General features: G+C 70.2%; 14 protein-coding genes. 6 read left to right on the forward strand and 8 right to left on the reverse strand.

Annotation, left to right across the window (positions count from 1 at the left end):
- Positions 1-27: 27 nt before the first annotated feature.
- The 3 genes from QEG98_RS01785 to QEG98_RS01795 all read right to left on the reverse strand — a co-directional run bounded on the left by QEG98_RS01785 (position 28) and on the right by QEG98_RS01795 (position 2182).
- Entirely contained in the window at positions 28-657 is a 630-nt protein-coding gene (locus QEG98_RS01785; RefSeq protein ID WP_316565512.1) for a response regulator transcription factor, read from the reverse strand.
- A 49-nt stretch (positions 658-706) separates the two neighbouring features.
- On the reverse strand, positions 707-1075 hold the full coding sequence (locus QEG98_RS01790; RefSeq protein ID WP_090495921.1) for a hypothetical protein: 369 nt from the start codon (positions 1073-1075) through the stop codon (positions 707-709).
- A gap of 72 nt (positions 1076-1147) precedes the next feature.
- A complete protein-coding gene (locus QEG98_RS01795; RefSeq protein WP_316565513.1) occupies positions 1148-2182 on the reverse strand; it encodes an SH3 domain-containing protein in 1035 nt (344 codons plus the stop codon).
- Positions 2183-2419: 237 nt separating this feature from the next.
- Here QEG98_RS01795 and QEG98_RS01800 point away from each other — a divergent pair, with 237 nt between their 5' ends.
- A complete protein-coding gene (locus QEG98_RS01800; RefSeq protein WP_316565514.1) occupies positions 2420-3169 on the forward strand; it encodes a hypothetical protein in 750 nt (249 codons plus the stop codon).
- A gap of 34 nt (positions 3170-3203) precedes the next feature.
- Positions 3204-3902 carry a hypothetical protein gene (locus QEG98_RS01805; protein ID WP_316565515.1) on the forward strand — a complete coding sequence of 233 codons (699 nt, stop codon included), beginning with the start codon at positions 3204-3206 and terminating at the stop codon, positions 3900-3902.
- A gap of 12 nt (positions 3903-3914) precedes the next feature.
- On the opposite strand, the gene QEG98_RS01810 is transcribed toward QEG98_RS01805, so the two are convergent.
- Together QEG98_RS01810 and QEG98_RS01815 are read right to left on the reverse strand one after the other, a co-directional pair.
- Positions 3915-6626: a sigma 54-interacting transcriptional regulator gene (locus QEG98_RS01810; RefSeq protein ID WP_316565516.1), complete on the reverse strand. Its 2712-nt coding sequence runs from the start codon at positions 6624-6626 to the stop codon at positions 3915-3917.
- 264 nt (positions 6627-6890) lie between these two features.
- The gene (locus tag QEG98_RS01815; RefSeq protein ID WP_316565517.1) at positions 6891-7967 is read right to left on the reverse strand and encodes a dipeptide epimerase; all 1077 of its coding nucleotides are present in this window, start codon (positions 7965-7967) and stop codon (positions 6891-6893) included.
- Between the two features lie 189 nt (positions 7968-8156).
- Here QEG98_RS01815 and QEG98_RS01820 point away from each other — a divergent pair, with 189 nt between their 5' ends.
- Genes QEG98_RS01820 through QEG98_RS01830 form a run of 3 tightly spaced genes read left to right on the forward strand, consistent with a single transcriptional unit; the run spans position 8157 to position 10118 of the window.
- Positions 8157-9356, forward strand: coding sequence for a PAS domain-containing protein (locus tag QEG98_RS01820; RefSeq protein ID WP_316565518.1), 1200 nt, complete (start codon positions 8157-8159; stop codon positions 9354-9356).
- Positions 9290-9769 carry a sensor histidine kinase gene (locus tag QEG98_RS01825; protein WP_316565519.1) on the forward strand — a complete coding sequence of 160 codons (480 nt, stop codon included), beginning with the start codon at positions 9290-9292 and terminating at the stop codon, positions 9767-9769. The genes QEG98_RS01820 and QEG98_RS01825 overlap by 67 nt, the downstream gene beginning before the upstream one ends.
- On the forward strand, positions 9717-10118 hold the full coding sequence (locus QEG98_RS01830; protein ID WP_316565520.1) for a response regulator: 402 nt from the start codon (positions 9717-9719) through the stop codon (positions 10116-10118). Before QEG98_RS01825 ends, QEG98_RS01830 begins: the two co-directional genes overlap by 53 nt.
- A gap of 36 nt (positions 10119-10154) precedes the next feature.
- Here QEG98_RS01830 and QEG98_RS01835 read toward each other — a convergent pair whose 3' ends face one another.
- The 3 genes from QEG98_RS01835 to QEG98_RS01845 form a co-directional block, all read right to left on the reverse strand.
- Complete coding sequence (locus tag QEG98_RS01835) at positions 10155-10841, reverse strand: suppressor of fused domain protein (RefSeq protein ID WP_011550459.1); 687 nt, start codon at positions 10839-10841, stop codon at positions 10155-10157.
- 84 nt (positions 10842-10925) lie between these two features.
- Complete coding sequence (locus QEG98_RS01840) at positions 10926-12125, reverse strand: GNAT family N-acetyltransferase (RefSeq protein WP_316565521.1); 1200 nt, start codon at positions 12123-12125, stop codon at positions 10926-10928.
- Positions 12126-12180: 55 nt separating this feature from the next.
- On the reverse strand, positions 12181-12975 hold the full coding sequence (locus QEG98_RS01845; protein ID WP_316565522.1) for an acyl-CoA desaturase: 795 nt from the start codon (positions 12973-12975) through the stop codon (positions 12181-12183).
- Positions 12976-13201: 226 nt separating this feature from the next.
- Between QEG98_RS01845 and bioA the strand changes: the two genes are divergently transcribed.
- A complete protein-coding gene (gene bioA / locus QEG98_RS01850) occupies positions 13202-14533 on the forward strand; it encodes an adenosylmethionine--8-amino-7-oxononanoate transaminase (RefSeq protein ID WP_316565523.1) in 1332 nt (443 codons plus the stop codon).
- The last annotated feature ends 47 nt before the right edge of the window (positions 14534-14580 follow it).

The raw sequence follows: 14580 nt of genomic DNA on the forward strand, positions 1-14580 counted from the left end.
TAGCACCGTCGCGTGGCGGCCCGTAGCCTACAGGGTGACCAGGCCCAGCTTCGCCGCGCGGACCACGGCCTCCGTGCGCCGCTGGACGCCCAGCTTGGCGAGCACGGCATTCACATGGAACTTGGCGGTGTGCTCGCTGATGTCCAGCCGGTCCGCGATGGCCTTGTTGGACAGCCCCTCCGCGAGCAGCCCGAGCACCTCGCGCTCCCGCGGCGTGAGCGCGTCCGGCGCGGTGGCCTGGGCCGGTAGCGAGGCACGCGGCGTGGCGCGCAGCTCCGCGAGCGCGGGGTCGAACACGGCCAGTCCCCGTGCCACGGAGAGCAGCGCGGCGACCAGGGCGGAGGGCTCCGCGTCTCGGAACAGCAGGCCCCGCGCGCCCGCGCCCAGGGCCGCCTCGCCCGCGGCTTCATCCACCACCAGCGCGAGCACCGGTGCGCCCAGGTCGGGACCCTCCATGTTGGACGGGCGCAGGCCGGTGTCCCACAGCACCGCGTCGGGTGGCTCGCCGGGTTGGGACTCCAGGTCCACCTGCGTCCCGGCCGCCACCTCGAAATGCACGCCTGTCTGGTCGCTCAGCGCCCGGGAGAGCGCCCCCCGGGCGAGCGGGTCCTCCGAGACGAGGAACAACCGGAGCGGTGAGGGGGATGCGGCCAGCACGGGACTGCTTCACTAACCGGCCCCCGCGGCCGACGCTGTCCCAGTGCGCTCAGGGGCCTCGCAGCCGCGACATGAGCAGGAAGCCCACGGCGAGCACGAGGAGCACACCCACCACGGCCCACAAGGCGACGGAGCACCCAGGGGATGACTTCGAGACGATGGGCAGCTTCTGTGTCCGGAGGTCCTCGGTAATCTGCGCGAGCAGCCCTGCGTCGTAGGACACGGGCTCGCCCTTGCGAATCTTCCGGCCTATCTCCTCCAGCTCACCCCCAGGCAGGTAGCGCTCCGTGAGCAGCAGGCTGCGCGCCTGGAGCGCCCGTTCGGTGCCGTGGGCGGCGGGGTCCAGTCCGCAACCCGTGCAGGGGGTGAACGCGCCCACCTTCGAGTTGCCACACCGCACGCAGACAGCCAGGGTCATGCGCCTACCCTAGCGCGAATGCCCCACGAGGAGCGGCCCGCCATGCCTCTCGGGCCGCTCGCGGGCGTCACGTCAGGGGGCCAGGTTGCTCAGGTGCTGCCGGATGTGCGCCACGGACGTGGTCATCGCGGCCCGGCTGGACGCGAACTTGTAGGCCGGGTTCCACGTGTGGCCGCTGCCGTAGCACCAGCTCAGGCCCTGGACGACGCACTGCTGATGGACCTGCGGGTACTGGATGGCGAAGCCCACGCCGTGGTTGCGCAGCAGCCACGACTTGCGCAGCGCCAGGTTCGTCGTGTTGACGATGGTGGAGTGCTCCACACTCCCCGCCGCGAAGCCCGCGGTGCGCGCGGTGTGGTCCAGAATCTGGGCGATGCTCCAACCCTCACGCGCGTAGAGCTGCCGCGCCGTGTTCTCGACGCTCGCCTGCGAGTGGTAGTGCACCTGCACGCCGGACAGGCCCACCTGCCACGGGCCACCGTTGTTGTTGCAAGCCTCCAGCGGCCAGATGACCCGGTCTCCCGTGGACGTGTTGCAGATGGAGAAGGACTGCGGGTTGGAGCTGGGGTTCGGGCGGTTGGGGCCCAAATCCCAGATACCTTCCTTCATCGCCCACCACGACACGAGCGCCGCCTGGTCCAGCCGCTGGGCCCGCGTCCCTGAGAGCCGGGGCACCGTCTTCGCGGCCACCCAGCGCAGCCACTTCTCCTGGTCCTTGCTGAGCGCGTAGCCATTCACAGACAGGCTGGGCACCTGGTCCCAGTAGTCACCATGGGACCAGCCCACCTGGCCATTGACGTTGACGCGGTAGAAGCCGTTGCTGGGCGTCTCGCTCACCACCGTGGCCTGTTCGCCAAGGGAGACCAGCCGGATGCTGGCGTTGGACGTGGAGGGGCCGGTGCGCAGGTAGACGTTCTCCACGGCGCGGATGCGCGCGCCAGCGAGGATGCCGAAGAGCAGCGAGGACTCGGTGGTGCCGGTCTCCTCGACCTCGCCCGGCGTCAGGCCGGCCTCTTCGGGAGGAAGGCCTTCGCCACATGCGAGGCTGAACAGCAGGAAGGATGACGCCAGGAAGGCGCGAGGGGCACGGCGCGTCGTGACGGACATGGGGTTCTCCAGGAGGGGGAAACAGTGCCGGGCCCTCGTGCATGGCCTGTGCCCCGCCCCGTCCCTGGGAGGCGCTCGTGGCAGGTGACCACTTTGTGGTCATTCCATGCGTCAGGTGACCGGTTCCGGCCGCGCAGTGGCGTGGCGCTCCGGGGCGGAGGCACGCGGCACAGCCGCTGCAATGCCTCGCCGCGTCCCATCCGGGACACCCGCAGCGCACCCCTCAGGAGACGCCCCATGGATGAACAGTCGCTCGCCCCCCGCCAGCGCTTTCCGCGTTGGATGCTGGCTGGTTGGATGGCCACCGCCGCCTTCGTTGGTTTCCGCTATGTGCCCGCGGCCAACGCGTCACATTCGCATACGGGCTGGAACCAGATTCACATCGCCACCATTCATGGCAACAACGGCCCGGCGGGTGGAGGCAGCGGGCCGGGGTCGCAGGACGAAGAGTACTGCGTGATGTCGGAGACCACCGCGCTCCCGGCCGCGACGATTGCGCCCTTCATCGAGCAGACGCTGGCGAAGCTGGACTTCAGCGTCGTCTGGGATGGCGCGGCGGACTGGCGCGTGGACCTGTGGCGCACGCAGAAGTTCTGCAATCAGTACGCGACGGCGGACCGCAACCGCATCGAGCTGGAGTTCCGCATCCGCGAGTCCTGGGCCGCGCTGTGCGGCGGCGAGCAGTACGCCTGTGTCACGGCCGTGAATCCGGTGACGGACTCCAGCGGGCGGCACCAGCACTACATGTACATGAACGCGCACCTGAAGCGGGAGCAGATGGCCGCCATGGGCGAGCGCGCGCGCAAGTTCATCAACCACGAGACGGGTCACCTCGTGGGCCTGCGAGACCCCAGCTACTACGGGGACTGCATGCACAGCGTGATGCACAACAACCTGTACGCCAGCCTGGGCTGCACCGACCCGGTGTGGCACCCCACGCCGTCCGACTTCGTGTCCGTGCGCAACATCGCGAACCGCGCCAACTGAACGCCGTCATCCCTTCGACATGAGGAACTTTTCCATGAAGCGATTCCCTCTGCGTGAGTTGGCCCATGTGGTCGCGATGTCCGGTGTCGTCCTGGCGGCGGTGCGCTGTGGCCATCCCGAGGACCCCCACGCGCACGATGACGCCTCCCAGTTCAACGTGCACAGCGCCCTGCTGACGAGCAACCGCGACGCCTTGCGCCTGTGCGTGCAGGAGTCCACGTCGCTGCGTGGCAGCTCCGCCCGCATCACCGAGCGGCTCGGCGCCAGCCTGCGGACCGTGTCCGGCCATCCCGACTGGGAGGCCGCGCGTTTCGGTAGCAAGTCGCCCACCATCGAGCAGGGCTGTCCCGGACCGGCGCTCGCGCTGGAGCGGCTGGAGCCCAAGGAGTCCATCATCGGCCCGGGTGTCGCGTTGAAGCCCAGCCGCTACCGCACCTTCATCCACGTGCTGGATGAGAAGACGGCGGACGTGGTGCTGGGGGAGCGGCAGGTGGACCGCGCGCCGGCGGAGTTCCTGCGCGTGGACGACCATGTGCTCGCGGAGGTCTCCACGGCGCTCGTCGTACGTGAGTCGTACCTGGACCACCCCGAGTTCGCCGCGCGCTGGCTGACGGGCGCGGTGGGGCTCCAGGCGATGGAGGCGGGCCTGCCCGGCGTGCTGGGTGACGTGTTCGACAAGCCCGTCACGGATATCTCGTCGCTGGCGAAGCCCGCGCTCGACCCGACGCACTGACACGTCGGGGGCTCAGGCCCTGCGAGCGCGCGGCGCGCGGGTGGGCCGGGCGGGAGGCGTCTCCAGCTCCCGCCCGGACATCCGGCGCAGCTCGGCGTTGCCCAGGACGACCTGGGTCAGCCGGGAGCGGGAGATGCGCAGCGCCGACGCGGTGGCGACGACGTTGCCGCCATTCTCCACGAGGCTCTGGGCGATGCACTGCCGCTGCACCTCCGCGAGGAAGTCGCGGAGGGAGCCTCCATGCTGCCGGAAGAGCATGGGGATGTCCGTCATCGCCGCGGGCGTGGGCCGGGGCTCGGCGCACTCCAGTGCCCGCTGCAAGAGCGGCGCGAGCACCGCGCCACCAATGGCGGGTGCATCCGACAATACGTCCGCCGCGCGAACCAGGTTATGAAGCTCGCGAACATTGCCGGGCCACGGGTGGGCGCGCATCAACCGCGTGGCCTCGGGAGTGAACGACTTCGGCGCGCCCCCGCGCTCCTGTGCCGCCTGCTCCAGGAAGTACGTGGCCAGCAGGAGCACGTCTTCATCGCGCTCGCGAAGGGGCGGCAGCTCCACCTGGATGCCATTGAGCCGGAAGAAGAGGTCCTGCCGGAAGTCGCCCGCGCGGACCGCCTTCGCCAGGTTCCGGTTGGAAGCGGCGACGACGCGCACGTCCACCTGGACCGTCTCCGCGCCGCCCACGCGTTGGAACGAGCGCTCCTGCAAGGCCCGCAGCAACGCGGCCTGTCCCCGAGGGCTGATGTCGGCCACCTCGTCCAGGAACAGGGTGCCGCCGTGGGCCTGCTCGAAGCGCCCTCGCTGGCGTGCCATGGCCCCGGTGAACGCGCCGCGCTCATGGCCAAACAGGTCCGACAGCAGCAACTCATCGTTGATGGCCGCGCAGTTGACGGCGACGAAGGGACCGGAGGCGCGCCGGGACAGGTCATGGATGGCGCGCGCGGCCAACTCCTTGCCCACGCCGGTTTCACCGAACAGCAGCACGCTGGCGTCGGAAGAAGCCACCTTGCGCAGCTGCGCCACGGCCGAGCGGAACACCGCGGAGCTGCCGCGCAGGTACGGCGGCGCGAAGCCGTCTTCCGTGGGGGACTCACCCAGCAGGGTTCGCAGCCGGGGTCTGTCATAGGCGCGGCGGAAGCGCTGCTGGGCCTCGGGTGGCAGCGCGTCGATGAGCCGCCGCCACTCCGCGAGCGCCGCTTGCCGAGCGCTCAGCCGCTGCGATTCGGTGCCGCCCGCCTCCGCCAGTTGCAGCGTGAGGACGCGGACCCGCAGCGTGAAGTCCTGGGCGCTCAGTCGGTCGGGACGTGCGCTCGCGCGGCGCAGGGCCCGGCGCGCACGAGCCATATCGCCATTGGCGAAGGCAACGCGGGCATCGAGCAGATGGAGCCGGGCGGGCTGGGTGGCGCTGTTGCGCAGATAGAGCCGCTGGGCCAGGGCATCCAGAACGGAAGAAGCCTCCTCCGCCCGTTCCAGCGCGAGCAGGGCTTCCACGCGCAGCCATCCGGTGGGGATGGCATAGAGGTGGGGCTGCGCCGTCTCCTCGTCGCCGCTCAACCCGTCCAGCGTGGTGAGGGCCGCCTCCCATTCGCCGCGGGCGCAGTGGAGATGGGCGCGGCTCAGACCCACGGCCAGCCGGGCCTGGGGCGAATCGGGTGCGCGCGCCGCGAGCGCTGCCAGCTTGCGTTCCGCCTCGGCGGTATCTCCCAGGAAGCAATCGGTGGCGATGGCCTGTGGGTAGGCGGAGAGCTGCTGAAAGGGGATGTCCAGGCCCGGCAGGGCGAGCGTGAGCGCGGACTGGGCCTCCAGGTGGCGGCCCTCTCGGGAGTAGGCGAGCCCCAGGCCCAGCAGGGCCACGGCCTCGAAGGGGACCTCGCCGCACAGCAGGGACAGGGCGGCGAGCCCCAACTGGATGGCGGCGGTGTTCTGCTCCGCGCGCCGGGCCAGCGTGGCGAAGGCGACCTTGGCCAGTCCCACCAGGTCGTCCAGTCCGGCGGCGCGAGCCTGTCCCTCCACGGTGGTGAACAGGCGCCGTGCCAGCGTGTCGTCGCCGGCATCCATCGCCACGCGTCCCTCAAGCACCGTCATCATCAGCCGAGAGAAGGCGTTCTCCGGGCCCGCGAGCGCCGGATGCGCCTCGCGCGCGAAAGCAATGCCCGCCTCTCGTTGTCCGGCGTCGAGAAGGAACTGCAGATGCGTGGGCGCCAGGAAGCCATGCGCCTCGGAGATGCGGCCCGCGAGTCCTTCGGTGCCCAAGGCCCAGGCCACCAGCGCGTGGCCGGACGCCACCTGTCCCCCTCTCACGAGGACGTGCGCGGCCGTGGCGAGCAAGGCACTGGCCCACCGAGCCTGCTCACCCCAATGGGCGAAGTTCCAGGGCGCGGGCATCACGCTGCGCGAGGGCGTGGGCTCCAGTGCCCACAGGATGCCCTCCACCATGTCCGCGGCGCGTCCCGTCGCCTGCTGCAGTCGCTCACGTCCCTGACCCAGCGGGTCCGCCGCCAGCACCAACAGCAGGGCTTCGTCGGAGGCCTCGGCCAGCGGAGCCAAACGGGCGCAGGTCTCGCGGACCTCAGCCACCTCCAGCAGGTTCACCGCCATGTCGAGCGTCGCGGCCCTGGCAGGCGCCAGCCGGTGGCCCGGAAGCATCGTGCACAGCCCAGCCTCACAAGCGAGCCGGGCACCCTCATGGAGCGATGTGCCCAGCGCCTCGGCAAGCGTATTCACGGGAAGTGGCCGAGGCGCAGCACAGGCGGCCAGCACGGTGAGGCGGCGCAGGCGCGCGGGCTCGCGACGTGCGGGGTGCAGCAGGGAGGCGATGGTGTCATCAGGAGAGACAGGCACAGTCGGAAAGCCTGATGCCGCTCCGACAAGCCATCAAGGGGCCCCCGCCGAGACAGCGGACACGAGCGCAGCGCCGCTGGAATGCTTCAGCAAAGCGGTTTCAAGTGAGGCGGTTGCCTGTTCGCAGGCCGTGCGGCGGGGCGCGGCTCAGGCCAGTGTGACGCCGTGCCCGGGTGCATCCGTTGGCAACTCCAGCCGTGCGCCCGCGTACCGGGCGCCGCCTTGGAAGGGGTGGCTCGCGATGAACAGCGGCGTATCCAGGTCGGCGTAGGTGAAGCCCCCCAAGCCGGCGGCCAGGTGCGCGGAGGCGGACATGGCCAGCACGCTCTCCACCATGCCGCCCACCATGAGCTCCAGGCCCGCTGCGCGAGCGAGGCTCCACATCGTCAGTGCCTCGACGACGCCACACTTCATCGTCTTGATGTTGATGGCATGCGCGGCGCCTTCCCGGATGAGTCGCAGCACGTCCTTCGCCGAGCGCGCCGACTCATCCGCGCACACCGGCACGCGCGAGCGGCGCGTGAGCTCCGCCATGCCGGCCACATCATGCGCGGGCACGGGTTGTTCGAAGAGGGCCAGGGGGACGTCCGCGCGCGCCAGTTCCTTCAAGAAGGCGAGCGCCTCGGCCACGTCATAGCCGCCGTTGGCATCCGCGAAGAGCCGGGCCTGAGGGGCCACTTCATGAATGGCCACCAGCCGTGCCGCGTCCTCGACGGGCGGCAGCGCCCCGACCTTCACCTTCAGCGTGGTGATTCCCCGCGCCAGGATGGCCTGCGCGGACGTTCGCGCATGCGCCACGTCTCCCGCGGTGACCGTCATGTCGATGTCCAGCGCGGACTGCGCGCCGCCCAGCATCACGTACAACGGAACGCGGTAGTGCCGAGCCAGCGCATCGAGCAGCGCCGTCTCCACGGCGCACCGGGCGGAGGGCGCCAGCGCGAGTGAATCCCCCAGCGCCTCGGACGTGGGCCGCCACGCGCGAGCGTCGCGTCCCACCAGCCCCGCGCGCACCTGTTCCAGGGCGGCCAGCGTACTGGCCTGTGTTTCTCCACTGACGGCGGGGAAGGGGGCGGCCTCGCCCAGGCCCTCGGAGCCGTCCGCCAGGGTGAGCCGGACCAGGACGTTCTCCGCGGCGTACTGCGCGCCGGTGGCGATGGCGAAGGGCTCGGTGAGGGGGAGGTGCAGCGGCTCGAAGCGGACGGCGGTGATGAGGGTGGGCGTCATGGGCGGCCGAGGAGCCTAGCCGCCCGGGCCTCCCCTGCGCGCGCGAGCCAGCTCAAGCGGCGGTTGGCCGACAGACACATGGGAACTGATACTGATACATGTCTGCCGCGTGTACTTGTGACGGCCACGTATTCGTGTCGACATGGAGCCATTCTGAACGACCGATTCCAGGCGGCTCCGGCGCCCGACATGGATGTGCTGCTGGTGGCGCTCGAGGAGGCGGAGCGGCACCAGCCTGAGGGCTGCATGGTGTTGCACGCCGTGCGGGACGCGGCGGGAGCGCTCGTCGACTTCCAGTGGGCCTGGGCGAATCCCGCGGGTGCGCGCGCACTGGGGCACGCCGCCCCGGAGTCGCTGAGAGGCCGGCGGCTGCGCGAGCTGATGCCGGGCTCGGGCCTGGCCTCCCGGGTGGACCTGCTCCGGGACGTGGTGGAGGCGGGCCGGCCGGCCGCGGACAGCTTCCAGGAAGGGGACGTGTGGCTCCAGGGAACGGCGGTGCCGCTTCGGGACGGTGTGCTGCTGCGCCTGCGTGACATCACCAGCGCCCTGCGGTTGGAGGAGGGCGTCCGCGAAACCCTGGACTGGGTGCGGAGCATGCTGGAGGCCACGCCCGACGCGTTCTTCACGCTGGATGCGGACTGGCGAATCACCTACGTGAACCACGAGGCCGCGGCCCTCAGCGGGCGTTCACAGGAGCAGCTCTTCCGGCAGATTCTGTGGCAGGCGTGCCCGGAGTTGCTGGGCACGCGGATGGAGCGGGAGCTGCGCCGGGTCGCGAGCGGCGCGGGCCATGCCATCTTCGAATGGCGCGCCACGCCTGGACGCTGGCATGAGGTGCATGCCTGGGGCGCCAACGGCAACGTGTCCATCTTCGGGCGGGACGTCACCTCCAGGAAGCAGGCGGAGGCGGAGCGGGACGTGCTCCTGTCTCGCGAGCACTCGGGCCGCCTGGAAGCCGAGGCCCTGGTCCACGAGCGCACCCGCGAGCTCATGGCCGCGCGTGAGCGACTGGTGCAGTCGGAGAAGCTGGCCATGGCGGGGCAACTCGCGGCGGGCGTGGGGCACGAAATCAACAACCCGCTCTCCTACGTCGTGGGGAACCTGCAGTTCGCGCTGGAGCAGCTCGAGCCCTCGCGGCGCAGGGCGCGGTGCGTGAAGCATGGGCCCGCGCGCTGGGCGAGGCGATGGAGGCCCTGCGCGAGGCGAAGGAAGGCGCCGAGCGCATCCGCACCACCGTCCGCGACTTGCAGACCTTCGCTCGAGCGGAGGAGCCGCAACTGTCGCCCGTGGACGTGCACGCGGCGCTGGAGTTCGGCCTCTCCATGGCGATGCCGCACCTGCGTCACCGGGCCCGCGTCGAGAAGCGCCTGGGCCCGGTGCCCACGGTGATGGCGCACGAGACGCGGCTGGGGCAGGTGTTCCTCCAACTGCTCGTGAACGCCGCGCAGGCCATCCCGGAAGGGGACGTGGCGCGCTACCAGGTGACGCTCTCCACCTGGAGGGACGGCGCGACGGTGGTGGTGGAGGTGGCGGACAACGGCCACGGCATGGCGCCCGAGGTCCTGGAGCGCGCCTTCGAGCCCTTCTTCACCACCCGTCCCTTGGGGAGGGCGCTGGACTCGGCCTGTCCACCAGCCTGGGCCTGGTGCGAGGCATGGGGGCGAGCTGTCGGCCTCGAGCGCGCCGGGGCTGGGCAGTGTCTTCCAGGTGCGGCTGCCCACCACCGACGCGGACGCGCCAACCGTGCGGGTGGCGGAGGACAAGGACCTTCCCGGGCGGAAGCGGGTGCTGGTGGTGGATGACGAGCCGCTGCTCGCCTCGGTGCTGGGCCGCATCCTTGGCGTGCGTCACGAGGTGGTGGTGGTCCACAGCGGGCGCGAGGCGTTGGATACGCTGGCGCGCGACGCGGACTTCGACCGCATCTTCTGTGACTTGATGATGGGGGACCTGACGGGGATGGACGTGTACGACGCGCTGTCCTCGCGTCAGCCGGAGCTGCTCGCGCGCTTCGTCTTCATGACGGGCGGAGGCTTCTCCGAGCGAGCACGGACCTTCCTCCAGTCGGTACCGGTGCCGCGCATCGAAAAGCCGTTCGAGCTGGGCGTCCTGCACGCGCTGGTGGAGGACGCCCCGCCGCGCGCCGGTCCCTGACAAGGGCGGCCGGCGCGCGAATTGGAAGCGGTGTGATTACAACTTCACTTCTTCCCGGTCGGGCTGGGTGATGTAGCCGGAGCCCGCGGCCACCAGCTTGGCCATCAGCTTGTCCATGCCGTTGGAGCGGGCGAAGGCCATCTCGTTGCGGGTGGCGCCCACCAGGGTGAGCAGTTGCACCTTGCCGCTGGGGAGCACGAAGTGGTCGGGCCGGGACGGGTCCCGGACGAACACGAAGCCGCTCAGCTTGGACTCGCCACCGTCCAGGGAGCCTTCCACCGGGTAGCGGTGGCCCATGGCGAAGGCGCGCAGGGACACGAGGTTGTAGGCCATCATGTCCAGCAGCCGGAACACCGGCCACTTCGCCTCTTCGGGCGAGTGGATGACCATCTCATAGCCCAGCCCGCTGGGCGCGCCGTCGGGGATGTCCTCGCCGGGCGCTACGGTGAAGGGGTTGGACAGTCCGCTGGTGACATAGGTCCAGTAGGGGTAGCTCTCGCTGGGCGGGGAGACGCGCACGCCCATGGGGCCCCAGTTGGGGTCCGCTTCCTGGACTTGGGCCAGCTCACTCTCCATCCACGCTTGGATGGCATCTGTCTGGTCGAGCGTGAAGACGCCTTCGTCAATGGCGCCGAACATCTTCGGATACTCGACTTCGTCGCGGTCCGCCCAGCAGTCCTCGTACCACTGGATGAAGTCTTCGTCCGTCTCCGGGGCTTTCATGGCGATGACACTCTAGAGGCTCACCCCGGTTTCACAACTTCAAGTCGCGGAGAGGCCTCTTCAGGCTGACAGTCCGGGGGGCGTTCAGGTGCCGGTGGCCCCTTGGGTGCCCGGGGAGGCGGCCAGGGGCCAGGGTTTCAGCCCGCAGATGCGCTCGGCCTCCTCCACGGCGGGCGCCAGCCGTGCGTACTCCCGGCGGAGGAAGCCCCGTACCGCGCCGTCCAGTGTCTTGTCGAAGATGAGGTGGGCGCTGTGCACGGCGGTGGGCTCGAAGCCCCGAGACACCTTGTGTTCACCCCCAGCGCCGGGCTCGAACACCTTGCGGCCGGTCCGGATGCAGTCCTCCACGGAGTGGTACAGGCAGACGTGGAAGTGGAGGAAGGGGTGCTCCTCGAAGGCGCCCCAGTAGCGGCCATAGAGGCGCTCCGGGGTGGCCAGGTTGAAGGCGCCGGCGATGACCTGCTGGCCGCGCACCGCCTCCACCAACTCCACCGAGCCCGGCATCGTGCGGAAGACCCGCGCGAAGAAGTCGGGGGTGAGCTGAATCTGCCCCCAGGCGTGGCGCTCGCAGGTGGAGGTGTAGAAGCCGTAGGCACGCCGGGCGTGCGCCTGGGAGAGCTCTTCGCCGCGCACCGTACGCAGGGAGATGCCCTGGGTGGCCGCGGCCCCGCGCTCGCGCTTGAGCTGGTTGCGGCGCTTGGAGTCAAAGCGCGCCAGGTAGTCGTCGTAGCTGCCGTAGCCCGGGTTCTTCCAGTGGAACTGAAGGGTGATGCGCCGGGCGAGCCCCTCGGCCTCCAGGAAGTCCGCCTCGTCCCCCGTGGGATACAGGACGTGAACGGAGGAGCAGCCCGCCTCCTGGGCGCTCCCGGCGGCGGCGGCAAGCAGGGTCCGGCGCAGCGCGGGGACGTCCTCGCCCGGGGCGATGAGGAAGCGGGGGACGGTGGCGGGGGACAGCGGCCCGCCCACGACGAGCTTCGGGTAGTATTCGACTCCGAGGCGGGCGGCGGCATCCGCCCAGCCGAAGTCGTAGATATACTCGCCCATGCTGTGGAACTTGAGGTACGCGGGCGCGGCGGCCACCAGCTTGGGGCCACGCCATAGCGTGAGGTGATGCGGCGCCCAGCCCGTCTCCTCGGTGGCGCTCCCGCTCTCCTCCATGGCCGCCAGCCAGGCGTGCCGGACGAAGGGCGGGGCGTCAGGGCCCACGAGCGCGTCCCAGCCTTCGGCCGGGGCATCAGTCACTGCTTCGAGGATGCGGAGACGGAGCGGGGTATCGGCGGGCACGGGGGCACTCTTAACGCGCCCCGCACGTGCCCGCCGTGTGTTGCTGGCCTGCCCGTCAGGCGGCCGGAGCAGCGCTCCCGGTGCGTGCGGCCTCGCGGGTCTCCGGCCAGACTGCACGCTGCGGGGTGGCGATGCGGATGATGCGCAGCAGGGCCAGCACGCGCATCACCTGCCACGTGGGGTCCAGCTCGAACTTCCGCGCCGCGAAGTTGGGGCTGCTGCCGTACTTGTGGTGGTTGTTCTGGAAGAGCTCCCCCATGCAGAGGAAGTCCATGGGCAGGGAGTTGCGCGACTTGTCGGTGCTGTCGAAGTTCCGGTAGCCGTACTTGTGGCCACACCAGTTGACGATGGCGCCGTGCACCGGGCCCATGAGGAAGTGCAGGGGCAGCAGCAGGAACTGCCAGGGCGAGGTGGCGAACGTCACATAGAAGGCGGAGTAGAAGGCCACCCAGCCCAGGGTGGCGAACCACGAGGTGCGCAGCGTGGTGTCCACGAGCGGCCACTCCGGGTAGCCGCCCAGGAAGCGGGCCTCGGGTTGACCGCGGCCGGCCGCGTAGTCGTCGTAGCGCGCCTTGGTGTGCCACATCATCCGCGCCACATCCTTGAAGAAGTGGGGCGAGTGCGGGTCCTTCTCGGTGTCGGAGAAGGCATGGTGCTCACGGTGGAGGATGGCGTACGCCTTGGGCGACAGGTAGGACGAGCCCTGCACCAGGTAGGTGAGCAGGTGCATCACCCGCTCCGTCTTCGGCCCCATGGTGTACATGCGGTGGGCCGCGTACCGGTGCTGGAAGAAGCTCTGGAAGAACACGCAGAGCAGCCAGTGCGAGACGAAGAAGATGAGGACGGCCATTCAAGTTCCCGGGTCAGTGACTGAACCGGGGTAACACTGGGCATGTCATGGCAGCGTCACGCGGGACGGAAGAGCGGCGGCCCTGCCCTGCGGGGCGACGGGCCCGCTCGCTCCCCGCTTCAGGGGGCCATCAGTAGAACGCGCCGTGGCATGACATGACGCGCGGCGGCGCGGCCCACTCTTCCGGTACGGAGGGGGCACGGAGCTCCAGGAGAGGAGTACACGCGTGAAGCGGGCGGACATCGTCGGATTGGACAAGGCGCACGTCTGGCATCCCTACACGGCGATGGAGGCCTACATCGCGGAGACGGATCCGCTGGTGGTGGTGCGCTCGGAAGGGGCGTACCTCCATGACGCGGACGGCACGCGCTATCTGGACGCCAATGGCTCCTGGTGGGTGTCCACGCTGGGCCACCGTCACCCGCGCCTGATGCGCGCGCTCGCCGAGCAGGCCGCCGCGCTCCCACACGTCTCCCTGGCGGGCATCACCCATGAGCCGGCGGCGCTCCTGGCGTCGGAGCTGGCGGCCATCGCCCCCGGTTCGGACCGCCTCGGCCTTCCCGCGTCCGAGCGCCTCTCGCGCGTCTTCTATTCAGACAACGGCAGCACGGCGGTGGAGGTGGCCATCAAGATGGCGGCCCAGTTCTGGGCGCAGAATGGCCAACCGCGCCGCACCCGCTTCATCACGCTGTCGGGGGCGTTCCACGGCGAGACGATGGGCGCCACCAGCGTGGGGGGCGTTCCCCTGTTCCGGGAAGTCTTTGGCCCCCTGCTCTTCGACGTGGTGCACGTCCCCTCTCCGGCGGAGGAGGGGGGCTGGGCGCGTGCCTTCGAACAGGTCCGGTCCACCTTGCGTACGCGCCCGGAGGAGATTGCGGGCGTCATCCTGGAGCCGGTGCTGCAGGGCGCGGCGGGCATGGTGATGTACTCGCCGGACTTCGTTCGGGCGGTGCGCGAGGCCACGCGAGAGGTGGACACCTTCCTCATCGCCGACGAGGTCTTCACGGGGCTGGGGCGCACGGGCGCACGCTTCGCGGTGGACCTGGCGGGCGTGGTGCCGGACATGCTGTGTCTGGCGAAGGCCCTCTCGGGAGGAATCCTGCCGTTTGGCGCCACGCTGGCCTCGGAGCGCGTCTTCTCCGGCTTCCTGGGGGCGTCGAACCGGGCGCTGTATTACGGGCACTCGTACTGTGGGAACCCGCTGGGCGCCGCCATCGCTCGGGAAGTGCTGGCCGTCTATCGGGACGAAGATGTGATGGGGCAGGTGGCGCGAAAGGCCCCCCACGTGAAAGCCGCCTTCGAGCGGATGGCCGCCTCGATTCCGGGCCTGATGCGCCCCCGCGCCGTGGGAATGGTAGGAGCGGTGGACCTGGGCGGTGGTGGCTACCTCGCTCGAGGAGGGTGGCGAGTGTACGAGGCCGCGCGTCGCCGAGGGCTCTACCTGCGGCCCATGGGAGACACCGTGTACATCGCGCCGTCACTGACTATCTCTGACGAGGCGCTCGAGGAGCTGCTGTCCGGAGTGGAGGCGTCCCTCCAAGAAGTCGCTGGCGGCTGAGCCTGATGGATCCGCTGCCTACGAATGTGTGGGAGCGAACGGAAGGG

It is taken from the genome of Myxococcus sp. MxC21-1 (assembly GCF_032612255.1).
Classification (GTDB): domain Bacteria; phylum Myxococcota; class Myxococcia; order Myxococcales; family Myxococcaceae; genus Myxococcus; species Myxococcus virescens.